Source organism: Rossellomorea sp. NPDC071047, assembly GCF_050270195.1.
In the GTDB taxonomy this organism is placed as follows: Bacteria; Bacillota; Bacilli; order Bacillales; family Bacillaceae_B; genus Rossellomorea.
The window spans coordinates 111,610-130,621 of the sequence record NZ_JBNNJT010000008.1 but is presented as its reverse complement, the minus strand read 5'-3'; the positions used below and the strand labels follow the sequence as shown (position 1 = coordinate 130,621).

Annotated in this window: 14 protein-coding genes; 7 read left to right on the top strand and 7 right to left on the bottom strand. The window is 35.3% G+C overall.

Annotated features, from left to right (window positions below):
• From ACQKFO_RS21860 to ACQKFO_RS21845, 4 genes are all read left to right on the top strand, one after another.
• A partial coding sequence (locus ACQKFO_RS21860; RefSeq protein ID WP_427601052.1) for a VirB4 family type IV secretion system protein occupies positions 1-1,157 on the top strand: 1,157 nt, incomplete at its 5' end.
• Positions 1,158-1,172: 15 nt separating this feature from the next.
• Positions 1,173-4,958: a hypothetical protein gene (locus tag ACQKFO_RS21855; protein WP_427601050.1), complete on the top strand. Its 3,786-nt coding sequence runs from the start codon at positions 1,173-1,175 to the stop codon at positions 4,956-4,958.
• A 56-nt stretch (positions 4,959-5,014) separates the two neighbouring features.
• Positions 5,015-6,955 (top strand): peptidoglycan DD-metalloendopeptidase family protein, encoded by a 1,941-nt coding sequence (locus tag ACQKFO_RS21850; RefSeq protein ID WP_427601048.1) that lies wholly within the window; start codon positions 5,015-5,017, stop codon positions 6,953-6,955.
• A gap of 33 nt (positions 6,956-6,988) precedes the next feature.
• On the top strand, positions 6,989-7,639 hold the full coding sequence (locus ACQKFO_RS21845) for a hypothetical protein (RefSeq protein WP_427601046.1): 651 nt from the start codon (positions 6,989-6,991) through the stop codon (positions 7,637-7,639).
• Between the two features lie 71 nt (positions 7,640-7,710).
• Here ACQKFO_RS21845 and ACQKFO_RS21840 read toward each other — a convergent pair whose 3' ends face one another.
• Both ACQKFO_RS21840 and ACQKFO_RS21835 read right to left on the bottom strand, forming a co-directional pair.
• Positions 7,711-8,424: a hypothetical protein gene (locus tag ACQKFO_RS21840; RefSeq protein WP_427601044.1), complete on the bottom strand. Its 714-nt coding sequence runs from the start codon at positions 8,422-8,424 to the stop codon at positions 7,711-7,713.
• Positions 8,414-9,556 carry a hypothetical protein gene (locus tag ACQKFO_RS21835; RefSeq protein ID WP_427601042.1) on the bottom strand — a complete coding sequence of 381 codons (1,143 nt, stop codon included), beginning with the start codon at positions 9,554-9,556 and terminating at the stop codon, positions 8,414-8,416. Before ACQKFO_RS21835 ends, ACQKFO_RS21840 begins: the two co-directional genes overlap by 11 nt.
• 294 nt (positions 9,557-9,850) lie before the next feature.
• Here ACQKFO_RS21835 and ACQKFO_RS21830 point away from each other — a divergent pair, with 294 nt between their 5' ends.
• Both ACQKFO_RS21830 and ACQKFO_RS21825 read left to right on the top strand, forming a co-directional pair.
• Positions 9,851-11,500: a putative bifunctional diguanylate cyclase/phosphodiesterase gene (locus ACQKFO_RS21830; protein WP_427601041.1), complete on the top strand. Its 1,650-nt coding sequence runs from the start codon at positions 9,851-9,853 to the stop codon at positions 11,498-11,500.
• Between the two features lie 51 nt (positions 11,501-11,551).
• A complete protein-coding gene (locus ACQKFO_RS21825) occupies positions 11,552-11,719 on the top strand; it encodes a hypothetical protein (protein ID WP_427601039.1) in 168 nt (55 codons plus the stop codon).
• Between the two features lie 69 nt (positions 11,720-11,788).
• On the opposite strand, the gene ACQKFO_RS21820 is transcribed toward ACQKFO_RS21825, so the two are convergent.
• The 5 genes from ACQKFO_RS21820 to ACQKFO_RS21800 form a co-directional block, all read right to left on the bottom strand.
• On the bottom strand, positions 11,789-13,114 hold the full coding sequence (locus tag ACQKFO_RS21820; protein WP_427601037.1) for a protein kinase domain-containing protein: 1,326 nt from the start codon (positions 13,112-13,114) through the stop codon (positions 11,789-11,791).
• 44 nt (positions 13,115-13,158) lie between these two features.
• Positions 13,159-14,238 (bottom strand): tyrosine recombinase XerS, encoded by a 1,080-nt coding sequence (gene xerS, locus ACQKFO_RS21815; protein ID WP_427601035.1) that lies wholly within the window; start codon positions 14,236-14,238, stop codon positions 13,159-13,161.
• Positions 14,239-14,307: 69 nt separating this feature from the next.
• Positions 14,308-14,982 (bottom strand): hypothetical protein, encoded by a 675-nt coding sequence (locus ACQKFO_RS21810; protein WP_427601033.1) that lies wholly within the window; start codon positions 14,980-14,982, stop codon positions 14,308-14,310.
• Between the two features lie 96 nt (positions 14,983-15,078).
• Entirely contained in the window at positions 15,079-15,789 is a 711-nt protein-coding gene (locus ACQKFO_RS21805; protein ID WP_427601031.1) for a hypothetical protein, read from the bottom strand.
• Positions 15,790-16,232: 443 nt separating this feature from the next.
• Positions 16,233-17,459 (bottom strand): hypothetical protein, encoded by a 1,227-nt coding sequence (locus tag ACQKFO_RS21800; protein ID WP_427601029.1) that lies wholly within the window; start codon positions 17,457-17,459, stop codon positions 16,233-16,235.
• 193 nt (positions 17,460-17,652) lie between these two features.
• On the opposite strand from ACQKFO_RS21800, the gene ACQKFO_RS21795 reads away from it, so the two are divergent.
• Positions 17,653-18,942 carry a dicarboxylate/amino acid:cation symporter gene (locus ACQKFO_RS21795; protein ID WP_427601027.1) on the top strand — a complete coding sequence of 430 codons (1,290 nt, stop codon included), beginning with the start codon at positions 17,653-17,655 and terminating at the stop codon, positions 18,940-18,942.
• The last annotated feature ends 70 nt before the right edge of the window (positions 18,943-19,012 follow it).

The following is a 19,012-nucleotide window of genomic DNA, read 5'->3' as shown; positions in this document are numbered from 1 at the left end:
TTGATGTTGAAAATGAGTTTTCCAAGCTTACAAAGCGACTTGGGGGGCTGAATCTAGACATATCTGAGGAGTCAAATATAAGAATTAACCCAGTGGCTCTTAATTACACAGATATACCACTTGAAGATGATGATGAAGAACTGGAGCTAGTGGACGAGGCGGATGATAAGGAAATAATTGAGAAAGAGGATGGAAAACGGTTTATTCGCTTTGTTGCTATAAGGGAAAAAGTCGGAGAGGTTATAGAATTCTTTGATATTATCGCTCGTGGAAAAAATTTAGAGGGTCAAGGGTTAGATGTTTTTGAAAGGAATTATTTAGAAGAGGCGATTAACGGAGTATTTGAAAAAATGAAGTTCACCTCTCACCCCAACTCATTATTTGAAAATCAAGCCAAGGAAGTTGATGGGCAGATTATTCAAAGTAGAGCAAGAAAGCCGGAGCCAACTATTACAGATATATATAATTATATAATTGAAAAATTTGAGAATGAGAAAAAAGCAGAAAGACTTATTGCAGTTATAAAACCTTATTTGAGAGATGGAAGTAAGCCAATATTTGATGGCCAAACCTACCTTGGAAAAGGAGTCACTACTGAGCTACACAAAGCAAGACTAATAAATTTTAATATCTCAAAGATGGAGACTGGTGGCCTTAGAGAAATTGCATATCATGTAATTCTTACTTTCTTATGGGAGCATTTTATTAAAAATGTAGAAAACGCTAATAAAAAGAAAATTGTATATGCAGATGAAGCATGGCAACTAGTTGACTATGAAGCGACCGTTGATTTCTTAGAGCGAATGGCTCGACGCTCTCGAAAAAGAAATGCCGGCTTAAGAATTGCCAGTCAAGATTTTGTGAGGATCCTTGAAAGTAGAAAAGCCCGGGGGATTCTACAGAACACCTACACGTTTATCTTTTTAAAACAAAACAAAATCGATCTTAAGAAGATTAAGGAAAACTTTGATTTATCCGCGGGAGAATTAGGGATTTTATTTGGAAAACCGGACAAAGGTGAAGGTATTTTAAGACATGGAAAGTCGTCAGTTTGGCTGAGAACAGACCCATCGGATGAAGAACTTGTCTTTGTAGAATCCAATTCTGCTGTATTAGAAGAATTAAAAAGAAAAAGGAAGTTACAACTCCAAAGATAAGGTGGTGGGTAAACAATGTTAGGCTCAATTGGTGATAAGCTTGGTGACATTCTAGGTTCACTTTTCGCGACCATGTGGGAATGGTTAGTCAGTCCCTTTATGCAATTAAAATCATTAAAGGCTTGGGTATTTGGAAAGGATAAATCACTAACTTCCGACTTAGTATACGGGACATTCTCGACGGACGAATTAACTACCATTTGGTGGCCAGGCTATTTAACTATATTAACTGTTGCTGGTTCTCTTTTCGTTCTTGCTGTTGTTTTGCACGGGATGAGAATACAGACCGCTGCCGTTAATCCAAGTGCAAGGGGGGCATTAATAGAGTTCATTAAAGACCTAGCAATTGTAGGAATTTGTTTATTCAATCTTCCTGCAATAATGGGACTCGTATTTGATCTCAATATGGGGTTAGTTGGAATATTTGAGAATGACTTTGAAGCTGTTAAATTACAAGATAAGATGGATCCCTCTAATGATAGTGTTCTTGGAGATATTTTAATGGGGCTAATGTTACTGGGGTTAAGTTTCTGGGCGAATTTTTATTACATGATGAGAAAATTCACTTTAATAATCTTAATGATATTCGCTCCATTAATGGTAGTATTCTTTCTCTTCCCTAAACTCAAAGGAATTACAGCTGGATGGATGAAAGAATTTGTTGGAACGGTGTTTATTCAATCAATTCATGCAGCTTGTTATTGGATAATGACTATATTTGCAACATCGACAGCAACGGGAATTGAAACTATTATTCTATATTTAATCTTTATTCCTGTTGGTGAATCTTTAAGGGGCCTTCTTGGACTAGGTGGGGGAATGCACAATAACATGTCCAAAGCAGGAGCGATGATGGGTATGTCCGCCCTAGCTGGTATTGCCGGGTCAGTAAAGGGTGCTCTTGGTGATCAATCCGTATCAGGAGCTTTAAAAGGTATGTATAATGGCGTAAAAGATAAAACAAAAGGTCAGGGTTCTACAGAAGTAGATGGCAACCCTACAATTGCAGGTAACACGGGAACCGATACAGGATCTACATCAGTTGCAGAGAAAATGCTCAAGGCTGGCGAAATTTCAAGTAAAATGGGTAAAGCCGTTCTTGGTTCAGCTGGAAGTGTAGCAGGTTCTGTAATGGGGCCAGTTGGAGCTATTGCGGGGGCTTCTGGTGGAGCACTACTAGGTAGTGCTGCTGGGGGTACTATAGGCAGAGTCGGTGCTTTGGCTGGAGAAGGTATTAAAGACCGAATGAGAAAAGGAAAAGAAGGTTGGAATAATGCAGGAAAAGACTTAGACTTCGATCAAGAAGAAGACATTGTTTCAAAAATGGCTGACGATAGTACGACCGAGTGGGCTAGTAAAAATCGGGAAGGCTTTATGAAGGACATGAAGAAACGATTCCCAGATGCTCATCAAAGTGAGCTTGAAGCAAAATGGCAAGATAAGTTATCTGCAGTAAAAGATCAAGAAACCACGAAAGCTAGACAAGATTGGGAGAATCTAAAGGAAAAAGGTTCATCTACGGATATTGCTAATAAATCTGCTGAAGCAATGACAAGTACCTGGGCAGCACAGAATAAAGAAGATTTTATGAAACAGTACTCAAAAGACAATCCACCTACCAAACAATTAGAATCCCTTCCGGAAGATGAGCAAAAAGAATATCAAAAACAAAGATCCAAAGCGTGGGATGATAAAGTAGGTCAAAAACAATCAGAATTTATTGCGGCTGCTCAGTCAAAAGCAGACAACATGACTAAAGAGTGGGCTTCTCAAAATAAAGAAGATTTTATGAATCAATATTCTAATGAACAGCGATCTGAAAAACCATTTGAGGCAATGACCGAAGGAGAACAAAAACAGTACAATGTCCAAAAAGGAAAGGCATGGGAAAATAAAGTTGCTCAAAAGAAAGCAGATTTTCTTAAGGCAGCTTCTACAAACGCAGACAACATGACTAAATCCTGGGCTGATGAAAACAAAAAAGATTTCTTAAAGGGATACGATAGTAAAAATCTTCCTTCTCAATCCTTAAATGACATGACAGATAGTCAGAAAACTGCTTACAATGAACAGCGTGCTGAAGCATGGAATAATAAAGTGGCTCAAAAGAAAGCTCAATTCCAACAAGCTGCTCAGTCTACTGTACAAAGCATGACGGGCACAAAAGGAAATTCTGCAATAAGTAAGCAAGACTTCGCGGCCAACTTTGCAAATAAGGTTGCTGGTATTGAAAGAGCAGAGATTAAAGAAAAAAATCCTAATGCTTCTAAAGAAGAAATTGAAGTGGAATATAAAAATTCAGATACAAAAAGAAAAGCTTATGTGGAATCAATTAATGAGGCTTCAGAAAAAGCATCAAGTTTTGCTATGCCAAACAACAAAGTTAATACGATGGGTGTGGCACAATATGTGGCCAATAATAAGACAGCAAAACAGAAAGAACAGTTTATATCAGCACAAGAATCGCAAGGTATTTCTAGAAATGATGCTATATCACAATGGAAAGATAAGGAGCCAGAGGTAAGAAATCAAAACTTTAGTCAAGCAATGAATAATTTATCTGCAAATGTACCCCTTAAAAGTGCGGTTGTCGGTACTATGAGCAAAGCAAAGCTAGGTGGAATAACGAAGTTTGCAATTCAGTCAGCTGGTGCTGTAGGAGGCGCTACCGGTGTTAGTGCCGCAACAAGCTTCGCTACTAACATTGGTAAAAATGTTGGCAATACAATAGGTCAAATAGGTGCTGCTGGAGCATTGGGGTGGTCAGGTGCCACTGAAATAGGAGCATCTACAGGTATCGCTCAACTCGGAACACGTATGACGGGTGCAGCTATTGCTGCAGGTAAAGAAACTGGATCCCAATTCAAAAATCAAGTAGGTCAGATTCGTACAGGCATGACGTTTGATAAAGGTGATGTAGTTGCTAAGCAACAGTCCTTTAGTAACAAAGTAGGCTATGTTGGAGGCGTTATTGCCGGAGATAAGGGTTATCAAGTGGGCTCCAAACTAGCAACTAAGATTAACCCATATAACAATGCGGTTAATTCAAAAATTAGTGAACCTCAAGAAGTTATGCATCTTGCTCAAAAAGTAATTGGAGATAATGGAACTGAGCAGATTGCAAATGGTGCTGTTAGAATGGTCACTTCAAATAACGAATCATACATTCAAGTTCGAACTCGTACTGGTCAGTTACAAACTGTTTCCAGAATGGGACGTGGGGATAGTGGACTTAAACAAGGAGAAGTAGTTTACCAAGATTTAAATGTTCAAGATGGGGCTTTCGTTCAAAACAAAATCAATGGCTCCCAAACTAGTGCATATAAGCTTGATTCAGCTGGTGCAAAAATTCCTTTTAATCGTACAATCAATGTGAATCCCAATCAAATACTTGGAAATAGAGCGCCAAAAGGTGTTCAAACTGTTAAACAAATGCAACCATATAATCAACAAGTGGACGCAGGACAATTCAACTTAGACGATCTTAGAAAAAATAGTATGGTTGAGGAAATTCAATTAGTTGTAAATAGTGGGAGTAGCTATGTACAAGCTAAAGCACCGGATGGCGAGACTTATCGAGTAAGTAAAATTATGCAAGGGGATGCTCGTTTAGGTTCTAATGAGGTTAAACAAAATTTAAGTCTTCGTAACCGCAAATTAGTAAAAGAAGATTACTTTATTGAGGATGAACCTTATACATCTAGCATTGATCCAAATGAATTAATTCCTCCACAGCCAAACAAGAGGTTTATGGCACGGCGTGATAGTGATAGAGGTAGGTTTAAAGGGGTGTCCATCTAATGGGCATTCCTCAAAACCAGGATCCTCATCAGCAGGAACAACAAGAAAATAGTGCGGTGAAATTAGGTAAGAACTTTGCCAAAAAGAAGGCTAAACAAGCTGGAAAGAAAGTGGCCAAAAAAGTAGCTAAAAAGGCAGCCGCTTTAGCAAAGAAGGCAATTAGTGCAGGCCTTAAAGCATTAGCGAAATTATTAGTAAGCCTAGTGGGTACCATAGGGGTCCCCACTATATTAATTGTAGCAGGTATCATCTTACTAATTGTTATCATCATGTTTGTTTATAGCAGTTTCTTTGGAAGTGGTACTGATTTAAAGGGGGAGGATCAAAAACTCTACGAATACATGATTAAGGAATTAGATAAGACGATTGATACCTCACGTCCCGAGCAAGCACAATATAGGATACCTCCTGAGCTTCTAGCAGCTGTAGTCCAATCAGATTTCATGATGAAAGAGTACGAAGGTAAGGAAAAAGAATTAATTCGAAAAATGGCTCAAGCATTAAAACCCACTTTTGAATACGAGGACTTTAATGAATACACAGAGACATATACCGAAACCTGTGAAGAAGGAAAATGTACAAAAACTAAAGTTAAAAAGAAAGATCATTACGTAAAGAAAATTACATATGTTGATGCCTGGAATGGTAATGCAACCTATGAATATGATGGGAAATTATCCGATTGGGAAGCTACGTATTCAACTCAAAATGAAACGCGTTATAAAATGGAGAAAGTAAAATTTTATAAGCATTGGGATGAAGAAAGAGGATATTATGATCCTTATTGGGCTTGGGTCCCGGTACCACATGAAGTCAAAATCGAGACGTATGATTATTCAAGAAAAATGACATTTCAACAAACTACCGTACAGCAAACTGAAGATTATTCCACTTTTGATTCCATATTAAATCAGTATGGATTTAGTGAACGTGATAAAAAGATGGTTGAAGCCCTATATGAATTTAGTGGTGGTTCAATTGGTTATACTGAGTGGCTAAGTGGAAGCGGATTTGGTTTTAGTGGTGGAGGTTTTCAAGGGACTGTTATTCCAGGTGGAAATGTACCGGCTCAATTTATGGAGTTTTATCGAAAAGGAGAAAAAGCTTTTGGGGTTGACTGGTATACATTAGCTGCCATTCACTTTGTGGAAACATCTTTTTCTGACTCTCAAAATCCTTCTAATGTAAGTGTAGTAGGTGCAATCGGTCCCGTCCAATTTATGCCACTCACTTGGCTGGGATGGTCCGCTAGTTCAGACTTTGGTGGGTCGAGGTTGGGTAATGCTAGTATACCTACAAGTGTACTTACGGATCCAAGTAAAATAAAGAAATATGGTGGATATGGTTTAGATGGAAATGATGACGGCAAAGCAGATCCCTGGTCTGTTGCTGATAGTGTATATTCAGCAGCTTCTTATCTTGCTAAGAACGGATATGGAAGCGACAAGAGGAAAGCGATATATGCATATAATCACGCAGAATGGTATATCGATAAAGTTCTAAAGTATGCTGAGATGTTTCACCTTGCAGCAACTTATCAACCTGGAGAAGGTATGCCTTCTATTCCTGCAGGAGAGATTATGGCTCCAGCTACAGGTAGAATCTCAACGAATTATGGTTGGGATACCCTTAATGGAAAGAAAAGGTTTCACTATGGTTTAGATATTGGACTAGGTGGCCGGGGAAATGTGCCGGTAGTGGCATTTGCAGATGGAACAGTGAAAAAAGCTTATCTATCAGGCTCATACGGTAATTGTATAATCATCACCCATAACATAGGAGGGCAACCTATAGATTCTTTATATGCCCATTTACAAAATAGAAATGTAGTAACTGGCCAAAAGGTGAAGAAAGGGACTTTCTTAGGATATATGGGAAACACTGGACAATCATTTGGGGCGCATCTACACTTTGAGCTTCATAAAGGAAGTGGATGGAATGCAGCTAAATCAAATAGTTTTAATCCGCTTGAAATGGTTCAAATTCCTTCTTCTTAAAAAAATTTTTTAATTAAGGAAGGAGATAATTTTTTGAGACAAGAAGCCAAGATCGCTATTTTAATAACCGTCACTATAGTTATTATTAGCGGTCTTTTCTTTATAAAATATATACAAAAAAATGAAGAACCGGTATCAATTAATGTTACTCAGGCTAAAAGAGAAATGAAGGAAGAATTAAAGGATAGAGAGCTATTACTCCAAGCTGCTGAGTCTGTTCCACAAGAGGAACATGTTGGAGTTCTAGAATTTAAAGACCCATCTTCTGAAGGAAAGCAACCGACCATTGAAGGGACAATAGAGAGGTTTTCAGCTAGTCTTTCATTAAAGAATCAAAGTCAATTTCTTCAGGCTTTTGATCCTCAGGTGATGAATGATAGCTTAATAGCAGCTCAAAATGTAAATAATTCTGAAGTGATTTCAGAGTTTATGACTGCTATTGATAGAAATGGGATCAAAAGCATGGAGATCGAGAAGAAGACGGGGATGTTTGGGGAGCAAAACACTGCGACGCTCTACATTGTATATAAAGATAAATATAGAACTAGTGTCGATCTTGAATTCAGCCAGGCAGATGCCCACTTTCATGATGCTGATAGCCCAAAGGGGCAATATTTAATAATAACACTTATACAGGACATTATTAGACAAATAAATGATAACCTTCAAGATGTGGATGAATAAAAAAGCACCTGTTCTCATAAGCAAGTATGAGGCAGGTGCTTTATTTATACATTTGTTCTACGGATAGGTCATTAATGAAGGATTTCTCCCTTGGCCTTTCTCCATGATCCATAACGACGATAATATGTTAGTGATGTTGGTAAATTGTTTTCTTTGGCAAAAGCATCCCATTTTTTTGAGGTAGTGAAATACTCTCTGTATCTAATGGCAATTTCTGAAAGTTCTTCGGTTGAATAATTACGTTTTGAGTTAATGAAGGGTTTCATTTCTTCATAAGATAAGTGCTTTCTAATCGTTTGATAAATTGGAAGGGAATGTTCGTTAGCGTATTTATCCCATGATCGAGGATTCTCATATTCTTTCCCATGTTCTGTTAGAACATCGATGATTTGCTGCTTTGTATAGACATTAGTTTCTCTAACAGGAGATGCTTGTGGCAATTCAAGTTGGCTCTTAATATTAGACCATTTCCCCAGCTTTTTTATTAAAGTATCCGAAGTAGGGAGGGCGTATTGCTTAGCGAATGAATCCCACTTTCTAGCAGAGATTAGTTGTTCTCTATATTTGTTAATAATCAGGGACAATTCTTCACGACTATATTTATTTTTACGTGGAATATTAAATTGAGATAATACATTTTTCCAATTCGAATATATGGAAATGATTTCACTGACAGAAGGAAGATCATCTTCACATTTAGAGGTGTAATCTTCCCATTCCATAGGTAATTTTAAATGCTCTTGATGGCTTTCTAATATCTTTTTTAAGTCTTCTTTAGTATGCATGTAAGTTATGGCTCCTTACCGTAGACTCCTCTCCCTCAATAGCTTTATTAAGCATATCTTCGTCATACATCAACTCTAAAATGTCCGCATGAGTAGCATTTAAAGCTTCAAAGTATTTTTGAGCGCTTTCAAAATGCTCAGGATTCTCGGTTATTTTCATTTTTCTTTTACAGTGCTCTCGTTCAAGAATGTACCTTCTATTAGCTCTTCGGGTATATGACTGGATATCATTGTCCTTATTTATATAATTAAAGAGTTCTTTAATGTTTGCATCGTGCTTTTCAACAATTTTATGGAATCTAGATAAAGAAATGTGTTCAATTTTTATAGGGATTTTAGTGAATTCTAAATCATTCTTACCGTCATGAATAAATTTTATTTCGATGCAGGCGATATTTCTTTCATCTTTATGAATCTCATAGCGGTCATCATATTCAACGTAACGACCTCTATAAAAAGGGGAAGGTAATAATATATACATTTTAGCATTAGAATTATTCCGTTCATTAATTAATCCTACCAAATAGTCTTGATCTTCTTTCATATATAGACGATTTAAGCGTTGCTGAACGACTTCTTTTGATAATTCTTTGCTATTAGTGGCAAGAAAAAACGCTTCCTGATTATTAATATATTCTTGTTCTTCTTTTTGATTTGCCACCTGATACTTCAAATTTTTAATAAAATTTTTGGGGCTGGCAATGAAGGAAATAAGATAACCAATAATCAATGCAGGGATCGTAATTGGAGATGTAATAATACCAAAGAAAGCTACACCTACTTTTTCTGCTATTTTCTCTCCTTGTTCCCCCTTAAACATTAACATCACTGTCCAAAGGAAGAGTGTATATAATACAATGGCCGCCAATAGAAATATTAATAAGATAATAATAAAACCAAAAATACCAATAAATACATTCCATGTAGTTAAACTTCCTGTATCGGTAACAAGATTAAATTTATATGCTAAGTTCACTAAGCCAATAGAGTTGAAAAATGGCAAGAGTAATGAATCCCAATAGACAGCTCCTAAAATGATCAACCCTACACCAACTAAACCCCAAAGACCAGTTTGTTTTCCTCTATCATAAGACATTTTGGCTTCAGCAAGCCATAGAAGGTCTCTCAACATAATAACACACCCCTATATCGTTTAATTTTCATTTGAGTACAATGTTTATAACATGTAATAATACTTATGTAATAATTTTATCAATATTACCATAGTTTGTCAATGGATTTACTGTTATAATAGGCTTTTCTAGAGTAATGAAACTAAATATTGAACGTAATGATTTTTGGCTATATAATAATAGTTATCAAAGACAATAATTTTAAATTAAATAAGTAAATGGGACATCCCCACGTTTAAAGCTCTAAGCTTTTTCCGTGTGGGTGTCTTTTTGCTTTTATAAGGAGTGAAACTGTGTCTGTTGTAAACCGGATTACGATTCTTTTTAGTTTAATCGTTGTATGTATCATTAGCGTTAATACCATTATGACATTTCTTTTTGTGAATGAACCGATCTATATTTCCATCGTCACTTCTTTTTTAATATTTAGCATCGGTTTTGTGTTTTCGAAGCGGATAATGAGACCCTATATACAGGCTGCAGAACACCTAAAAGAGTACAGTGGAAACATTATATCAAGTGTCCAAGACCCTTTTAGAGAAGAGGACTTTATCCAGATTCACGTTAAACAAGTCTTATCGGCTGCCGATACTAACCGCACTGAATTAGAAGCGAGTAAAAAAATAATAGCTCATCAACAGCAACACGATATATTAACCGGCCTTCCCAATCGTCATTATCTCAATACATACATATCGGATGCTTTAAACTCAAATTCGTATGAAAAAGATATTTCACTTCTATTTATTGATATTGATCGCTTTAAAGATATTAACGATACAGAAGGTGATCACGCCGGAAATATGATTCTTAAAGAATTAGCTCAACGTTTGAAAAGTTCGTTCGGGAAAGAGCACTTTATAGCCAGACAAAGCGGAGATGAATTTAGCTTAGTAATAAGTAATTCTAGTAGAAAAGAAGTTGAAATTATAGCACGTCGAGTAATGGAACAATTGGAAGATCCATTTACTTATGCTGGGCGAGATCACTATATCAGATGTTCTATTGGTATCAGCCATAGCGAAGCAAATAATCCGAATATCGCACTTCAGAGACATGCAGACCTAGCGCTAGGGGAAGCAAAGAATAACGGTGGAAATCAATATATTCATTACCATGTTGAAATGGAAGAATCTAAAAGAGAACAAATTGAAATTGAACGACGATTACGACAAGCTTTAGAGTTAAATCAAAGTCAGTTCAGTGTCTATTATCAGCCCAAAGTTCAAACCATGACAAAGCAAATAGTAGGGGTTGAAGCATTAGTTAGATGGAATGAACCCGATTTAGGGATGATTAGTCCAGGGTTGTTTATACCGATCGCTGAGCAAGCAGGCTTGATTAATATGATATGGGAAGTAGTGATGAATGAGGCATGTAGCCAAGTAATAGAATGGAATGATCTATACGGACAAGCTATTCCTGTTTCGGTAAATTTTTCGGCTACTCAATTTATGTATGATGATTTGCTTGTAGAGAAGGTGAAGGATATTCTTTATAAATATGACATGCCGCCGCATTTACTTGAAATAGAAATAACAGAAAGCGTCTTATTTTCAACGGACTCTTCAGATAAGCTCAGGGAATTCGAAGATATGGGGATTAAAATTGCAGTCGATGATTTTGGCACTGGATATTCCTCTCTAAGTTATTTAGTGGACTTACCCATTCATACAATAAAATTAGATAAGAGCTTTATTCAAATGATCCAGAATGATTGGAAGATAGGAGAAGTTGCTTCCGCTATCATTAAATTGGCCCATAGGCTTAATCTTAATGTAGTTGCTGAAGGAGTAGAAGACGAAATGCAGTTAAGCTATCTAAAAGAATTAAAGTGTGATGTGATCCAAGGATACTATATTGCTAAGCCTCTTTCTTCAGATGAATTTGAGAACTCCTTTATTATGAGTATACCTGCTGAAGAAATAAAAGCATCGTCATAAAAGTGGTATGATTTATTAAACTTTAATCTTTACTGTAGGGAGGTCAAAAGTTTGAACAAAATTGTTTTGTATTGGAGAGTATTATTTACCTTCGCATTGATTTTATTATTTCTCTTTCAATATATTAGTTTATCTACATTTCTAGCCGTTGTGGTTGGAATCATCTTTTTTTATGGTGTTCCCTCACTTGCAAACAAGTTGATAAACCGGCGAGATTAGACTTGTTATGGTAGAGATAAATAAAAAATCATAGAGAGAAAAATGGCCACCAATTTTGGTGGCCATTTTTTATAGCATTTGTCTAAGTTGGGCTATTGCCCGCTTAATAGGTAATGATTTAATTTTGGAAAGGTCGACTCTCGAGAGTTTAGCGAATGGCTTTCCTATTTCAAGGATGTATACTCCTAAATTTTCCTCAACAACAGGGGGAAAAGTGTAATTTAAAAAGACTTTAATAATCTGATCTTGAGAATCCCATTGGTCCCCGACAGCTGCTATATACCAACTTTTCTCCAAGCATTTTAATTTTACTTCATTGTTGGAGCTGACTTTAGCAAATCTGATAAGGAAGCTGGTGAAGCTATCTGTAGATGTAAAAGGCCAACCTGTGGAGTTCAGACAATCATCTAATTTATCTAAGAAAACTTCTATAAAAGACTCATCATCTTTACCTATCGTGCGAAAAAAGGTCTCAATTGTATCTTTATCTTTGAGTGCAGATATAACTGGATCAATGTAATCAAAGTATATATGGTCATAATTTATACCCTTTAAAGAGTACCTATAGAATTCCTGCCAATCAATACTCTCTGATTGTTCCAAGTATTCCTTAACTGATAGGTTATCTTCAGTTCTTATGGAGGAATAGATATTTTTAAATTTGAAGTATTCTTCTTTAAATTCAAAAACATCTTGGTATTCTTTATTTACACCTTTTTTGATAACAGTATAGAATTCTGATTTTTGTATTAAAGTAGGTTTTTTTCCGGTCAGGACATAATATAAAATCTTAGAAAGAGAGTATATATCACCGATGTGGTTTCCCTGTTTTAATGATATCAGCTGTTCGGGATCTACATAAAGTGCTTGTCCATGGCCGGCAATGGAAGATTGAGCCATTCTAGAAAGACTTTCCGGATCTTTTCCTAAACCAAAATCGCAAACTTTTAAATTGCAATTATCATTCTCTAGAAAAATTAAAACATTAGTAGGAGACAAGTCTCTATGCCATATTTTTTTCTGATGAGCGAAGCATATCGCATCTAAAATCTGTTCAAATAAATTTAATCTTTTCTCAAAATCCAAGGTATCGTTATTCTGAGCTATATACTCATCTAAGTTCATATCGGCCAGGGGCATTAGATATAAATATTCATCTTTTGCTGAATCGATGGATGAATCCAGAATATCAATGATATTAGGATTTTCTTTTAATCTTTCAGTATAATCTATTTCCTTTATAAATCTGTCGATATAATCCAAGTGGTACCTATATTCCTCTTTTAGTTTCTTAACTGCATATTTTACATTAGTATCCTTATCAATAAATCGCTGAATTGTTGCAAATCCTCCATGTTTAACAACACCTTTATACTCAAGGTTTACTAACTTCATCTATTCCTCATTCCTAACTTTAAACTATTTTTGAACAATTCGTCTTAATCGTCAAGAGCATCAATTGCTTGCTGTGCCTGTTCTTCTGTTGCATTAACGTATAACGCTGAAGTTTCTGTGGATGTATGGCCCAATTGCCTCATTAAATCATAGACCGAATTACGTTTGGCATACTCCGTAGCAAAAGAATGACGCATTTTATGAGGGGAAAGCTTTTCATCCCGATATGCTTCCGTGTACTTCATAATAAGTTGCTGTATAGACCGCACAGAAAGCGGCTGAGCGGCTCCCTTATAGTTCGTTAAGAAATAGTATTTATCGTTGTAGTTCGCTTTGTAACGTGTATTCCTGACGCGTCTGTACGCCTCTAAGTAAGGGAGTGCGAATTTTCGAAAGAATACGGTTGATTCTTTGCTTCCTTTTCGTAAAACGGATAGTTTTCTCTTCTTCATATTTACAGAAGAGAGGGAGAGGTTCGCCAATTCACTTACCCTAATGCCAGAAGCGAGGAGGAGTGCGATAATAGCTAGGTCCCGCTCGCTATCACGCTTATAATAAGCGAGTTTTTGCTTTTGTTCTTGTATCGCTGTCGGATAATCAAAATTTACAAAATCAATAAAGTCTTTGATCTCATCACCATGGAAAATTTTCTCGCTTATTCGCTCGGCCCGGGCATCCATTGTTTCAGTATTCTTTTTCATTTTGACTTTAGCCATAACATTTCTATAAAAATAACATTCACCCTCATCATCTTCAGTTCTTTCAGTTAAGAACTTAAATAGGGACTTAAGTGAGCTCTTTTTTCGATTAATGGATTCATCTTGCAATTCCTGGTCAATAGCAAGGTAAGAAAAGTAGGAATTGGCTTCCTGCAGCTTAAGATTTTCTAGTGTAACAAGAGGGATATCCTTCATATTTTCAACATTTGCTATCCCTTCAGCTTTTAACCAATTAAAGAATTTTTCAAAGTCATGAAAATATCCCAAAAGGGTGGAAGGAGATACGTTTCCAGAAAACATATCATCCTTGTATTCCTCGATATAAGGAGGGAGGTACTTTAACTTTTCTTCAAGTTTATCTTTATGGAGGCGCTGTTGCCTTGTAAGTCGCTCACGTTTTGCCATGAAAATGAACCCCTCTTCAATTGTCGGAATTTGTCGAATCTATGCGTGAAAGACAATTTTTGTGTATACTTATAGATTGGCTGAATCAATATATCCTTGAACATAATCAGGAGGAGTAAGATTTCCAAATGACGGAAATTCCCCGATAGTCAATACTTCGTACTTATTAATTTTAGGATAAATTCTAAAAATATGTGAAGATTCTTCAGTAGGTTCATTCCACAATTGTTCAAAGCTTGAAACTGTAGGGCTAAAGCACATAAAACATGAGAAATCACGGCCCGTTCTTCCTTTAATTTTAGGAAATATACCATAGTTAGCTAGCAGTGTATAAGGTAGTAAATTAGTTGTTAATCCAGAATATAAGAATATATCCCTTTGTTTTCCTAACAAAAGAATTTCAGTAAATTCAGACCATTTCATTGAACCACCCAAGATGAAACACATTTGTTTATATAATAAATAACCATTTTCCTTTACCCATTCCTTTAATTCTAACGCATTAGAAGTGTCTTTTAGTTGAGGGGTTAAGTTCGAGTATAGATTGGCGTTTTCAAGTATTGTTGGACAGCGTGAATTATCTGGATGTCTAAAATGCATAGTTCTTTTGCTGGATGCTTTTGAAACAAATGATAGCTGATGATTGCATACCTTACAAAATGGAATGGTATTATTATGTTTCATGTACCAATCATAAGCGCTAATAGACTTTTTTAATACTGGATGCCAGTTTTTTTTACTCATTAGGATCCTCCACTTAAAATTCATTTTTGGGAATATTGGTTTTTTGAACAATTCGATCATATTACTCCGTTAAGGAAACAAGGAACATCAAAATGTTTAATCAACTTCCCAATGTTTTTTTAAATCAGCGATAGTTTTTATCTTTTTATCTTGAATCAACCAGGACAACTTTGGAATGCTAAGTTCATCTATTTCTCTTACTTCCATATTAAAAGTACTGATTATACAAGGTTCTCCCGTTAAAGCTTCATACTCCTGTTTTAATAAATCCATTATTCCTTTAAAGTCTTGTAAATTCCTATATGAGTCTTCATAAAGAGATACTAGCCAAATTCCTCGATACTTAGTAAATTCCGGTAAAGATATTGGACCTCTAATTTCTAAATTCGATCTTCTTTCCTTTGATGAATTTAACAAGGAGGCTGGTATATGAGATGACCAATCTCTAGAAGTAGTGATATCATTTAATTCTGATTGTTGCTCATCACTTAAATCCAATAAGCTTATCTTTTTCTTTTTTGCAGCTTTTCTGTAATTTTGATATGAAGTACCTAATTCTGATTGGTCTCCAAATAAATTTAATATATATGAATGTGTATTTGTTAACCTGGCTTTAAAGTCTTCATAAGTTTTAGATGATACGACCCGTTTCGGTCTTTCGACTAGTTTTTTTTCTTCTATGTGTTGCTCTAATTCTCTAATATGAGTCTCGTAAATATTAATATTTCTAAAAGATAATATTAATAGATTTTTTAAATAGAAAATAAAGTCAGATTCAGTCTCAAAATTAAATTTTTTTAATGTCATACTTTCCCCCAGAATAGATATTTTGGTAAATCCTTGTACGCATATAATTATATCAAAAGATAATTCGGCTTTCATCTATTCGTTAAATTACTATTTCACGCAAAGATAGATTAGGAGATAGAAATCCAACCTCCCCTATTATAACAATGACACAAATGTCTATGCATTTAGTCAAAATATGATCTTAGCCCAAAGCTGGTACCAACCACTTAATACAGTCTGTTAGTAAGTTTGTAATAATACCTAATCCAATCGTAGTTATGGCGTTTATGTTTATCTTTTTCATAGGCATCACCTCCAGTATAATCAAACCAACAATTACTATGACTATAAATAAGCATAATATCCCAAGGATCGAACTTGGAGCAATGAGCACTGGGCTAAGATCATATCTCATTTATTATACTAAATATTGGCTTGAAATTCCAGCTTCCCACATTTTACTACTTGTCATGAAATGTATTTATATAATCGAGAATTTTTCTATATTCGCTACTTCTATTATTTTGAAGGCTCTCCCCCCTCCATTTGAAATCTTTTGCATAAATTAATAAGGATAAGGCACCTCCAGATAATTTAAAGCTGTATTCAGGAAGGATATTATTTTCTACCAGGATCTCCAATGAAAGTTGATAGGATGAATAACTCCCTACGTCTGGGTTATCCTCATTCTCTGCATATTCTAGGACCTTTCCAAAGTCATAAAGGTTTTCTAAGTAAACCTGTGATTTTAGATTAAGCAGCTCAAATATTTGATGTTCTCTCCAGTCAACATTTTGAATAATTTCATAATACGCCGGTATCACATTTTCTAATTCATTCATATATGTTTGGACAAGTTCTTTATCATTGTCACTGAATTTATCTCGTGCACAATTTAAAAAAGAAATATATTTCTCTATTTCTATACTATAATGCTCCCTAGTCAATTTTCGTTCATTTGACTGTTCCAATAATTGGTTTATTTGATTTAGTGGTGTAGATTCTTTATCCAGCAACACGGGTTTAAGTTTCAATTTCTTTTTCTCTTTATAATATAAGTCATCAATAATTGTAATGAGGTCATTGAGTGAATTATATCTTAGTCTAATAAAATCAATAATTTGATTAAGAAATATCTTCTTTATACCCCCATACTGCTTTTCAGCTGCACTGTTATTGGAATAGACACTAATTGAAAAAACATTACCGTCAAAAGAACTTGACCAACTTGTAAAGAATCGTGTGTCATTAGGAAAACCTTTTAATTGTACCTTATTCCCATTTACAGCATGGACGCCAAACCAAGCTCTAATATTTTTAAAATACGCATCATCACTCCACTCTTTATCAAATTCATAAGCTACGAATACATTGCGATCACCACCAAAGGGATAATCAATACCAGTGGCTAGACTAAGGGATGACCATAAATGTTTTATAGATTCAAAGATCATGTCTATAGTCACTATAAAGTGAGTGAATTCTAAAGAAGTAATATTCATGCTCTTGTGAGGTACAGGAAGCTTGATCCCTTGTACAGAAACATCCAACCAATCCATACAAGAACAGATTTTACTCCAGATATCTTTCCCATTAAAATCTGAAAAGAATATCCGTATAAAATCGTCATTGTCATGTACCTTATTTCTGAATGCATTACTTAACTCAGGATTTAACTCATGAATCACGATTTAACCTCCTTAGGACCTTAAAGTATATAAATTGAGTTTAATTATAAACATGAAAGGTTTCTATTCTATATTTTAACAAATTTTCTCTATTTAAATTTTTATAGAGAGTTGTTTTTTGGGGGTTCTTTTTTTCTCTTTTTATTACATGCTAATTCCAAGTTAATTGGTGTGAATAAAAGGAGGTCTTATAATGGCAGTTTTTTATGGGGTTCTAGTTTCAGTGGCAGTAGTATTAGGGGTTTTTTATTTAATCAAAATTAAGATTAAGTTAGGTATTCAAATTCTAATAACAATGGCAATTGGAATCTTGGCAGGCATTCTGTTAGAAGATTCAACTATTGTGTTTAGTACAATTGGTCAAGGCTTTGTAGGGTTGTTAAAAATGCTAGTTATACCCCTGGTATTTTTCACATTAATAAGTAGTATTATAAACATACAGGATATTTTTCAACTAAGAAAGATCGGGCTAAAGACTTTTACCTTATTCATTGTTACAGCAATAATCGCAAGTATTATTGGTATTTTAACAGCGTTAGCCGTTTCACCTTGGCAAGGTATAAAGCTTAGTTCTGTAAGTGATTTTGAAATTAGAGAAATACCTTCTTTTAGTGAGGTTTTTTTAAATTTCATCCCATCAAATCCTTTTGGGAATATGGTTAATGATGAAGTAATTCCAATTGTAATATTTAGTATTCTAATAGGAGTATCGATCCTCTTATCTAAGCAACATGATCAAAATGCAATTCAACCGGTGGAAGCATTTTTTAGGGGATTTTCACAGGCATTATTTCAATTAACAAAAATGGTTATTAAACTTTCTCCTATTGGAGTATTTGCATTAATGGCCAATGTATCATCATCTTATGGAATTGAGACACTTCTCCCCCTTTCCTTATTGATTTTGACCGTATATATAGCATGTATAATACACATTATTTTTACTTATGGATCCCTAATTGGGGTTATTGCAAAGGTTAACCCATTTGGTTTCTTCTATAGAGCATTTCCAGCTATGGCTGTAGCCTTTTCAACACGAAGCAGCTATGGCACGTTACCAGTATCAATTAATGTGATTACCCAGAGATTAAAAGTTTCTAAGAAAATAGCTAACTTTGTTGCTCCATTAGGGGCCACAATAAATATGGATGCATGTGGAGGCATCTACCCTGCAATTGTAGCAGTTTTTGTAAGTAATATTTATGGTATTGAGTTAACTTTTGTCCATTATGCTTTAATTGTGTTAACCGCGACAATCGCTTCTGTAGGTACAGCTGGTGTTCCTGGCACCGCTTCTATCATGGCAACTGTAGTATTATCAAGTGCTGGACTTCCTGTTGAGGGATTAGCGTTAGTTTTAGCGGTGGATCCAATATTAGACATGGCGAGAACTACAGTAAATGTAACTGGAGATCTTGTTGTTTCGCTAATTGTAGGTAAATCGGAAGGAGAATGGGATCAGGGTGCTTATGAGGATAATTAAATATTAACTTCCCTTTCTTTTTAACGATTTTAATCCTTCTCATTTAAATTGAGAAGGATTATTTTTTATG

Coding starts and splice junctions, on each gene's coding strand:
- ACQKFO_RS21805 (WP_427601031.1), bottom strand. CDS start 15,789: ATGACATTAAAAAAATTTAATTTTGAGACTGAATCTGACTTTATTTTC.
- ACQKFO_RS21820 (WP_427601037.1), bottom strand. CDS start 13,114: ATGAAGTTAGTAAACCTTGAGTATAAAGGTGTTGTTAAACATGGAGGA.
- ACQKFO_RS21835 (WP_427601042.1), bottom strand. CDS start 9,556: ATGTTGAGAGACCTTCTATGGCTTGCTGAAGCCAAAATGTCTTATGAT.
- ACQKFO_RS21855 (WP_427601050.1), top strand. CDS start 1,173: ATGTTAGGCTCAATTGGTGATAAGCTTGGTGACATTCTAGGTTCACTT.
- ACQKFO_RS21810 (WP_427601033.1), bottom strand. CDS start 14,982: ATGAGTAAAAAAAACTGGCATCCAGTATTAAAAAAGTCTATTAGCGCT.
- ACQKFO_RS21795 (WP_427601027.1), top strand. CDS start 17,653: ATGGCAGTTTTTTATGGGGTTCTAGTTTCAGTGGCAGTAGTATTAGGG.
- xerS (WP_427601035.1), bottom strand. CDS start 14,238: ATGGCAAAACGTGAGCGACTTACAAGGCAACAGCGCCTCCATAAAGAT.
- ACQKFO_RS21840 (WP_427601044.1), bottom strand. CDS start 8,424: ATGCATACTAAAGAAGACTTAAAAAAGATATTAGAAAGCCATCAAGAG.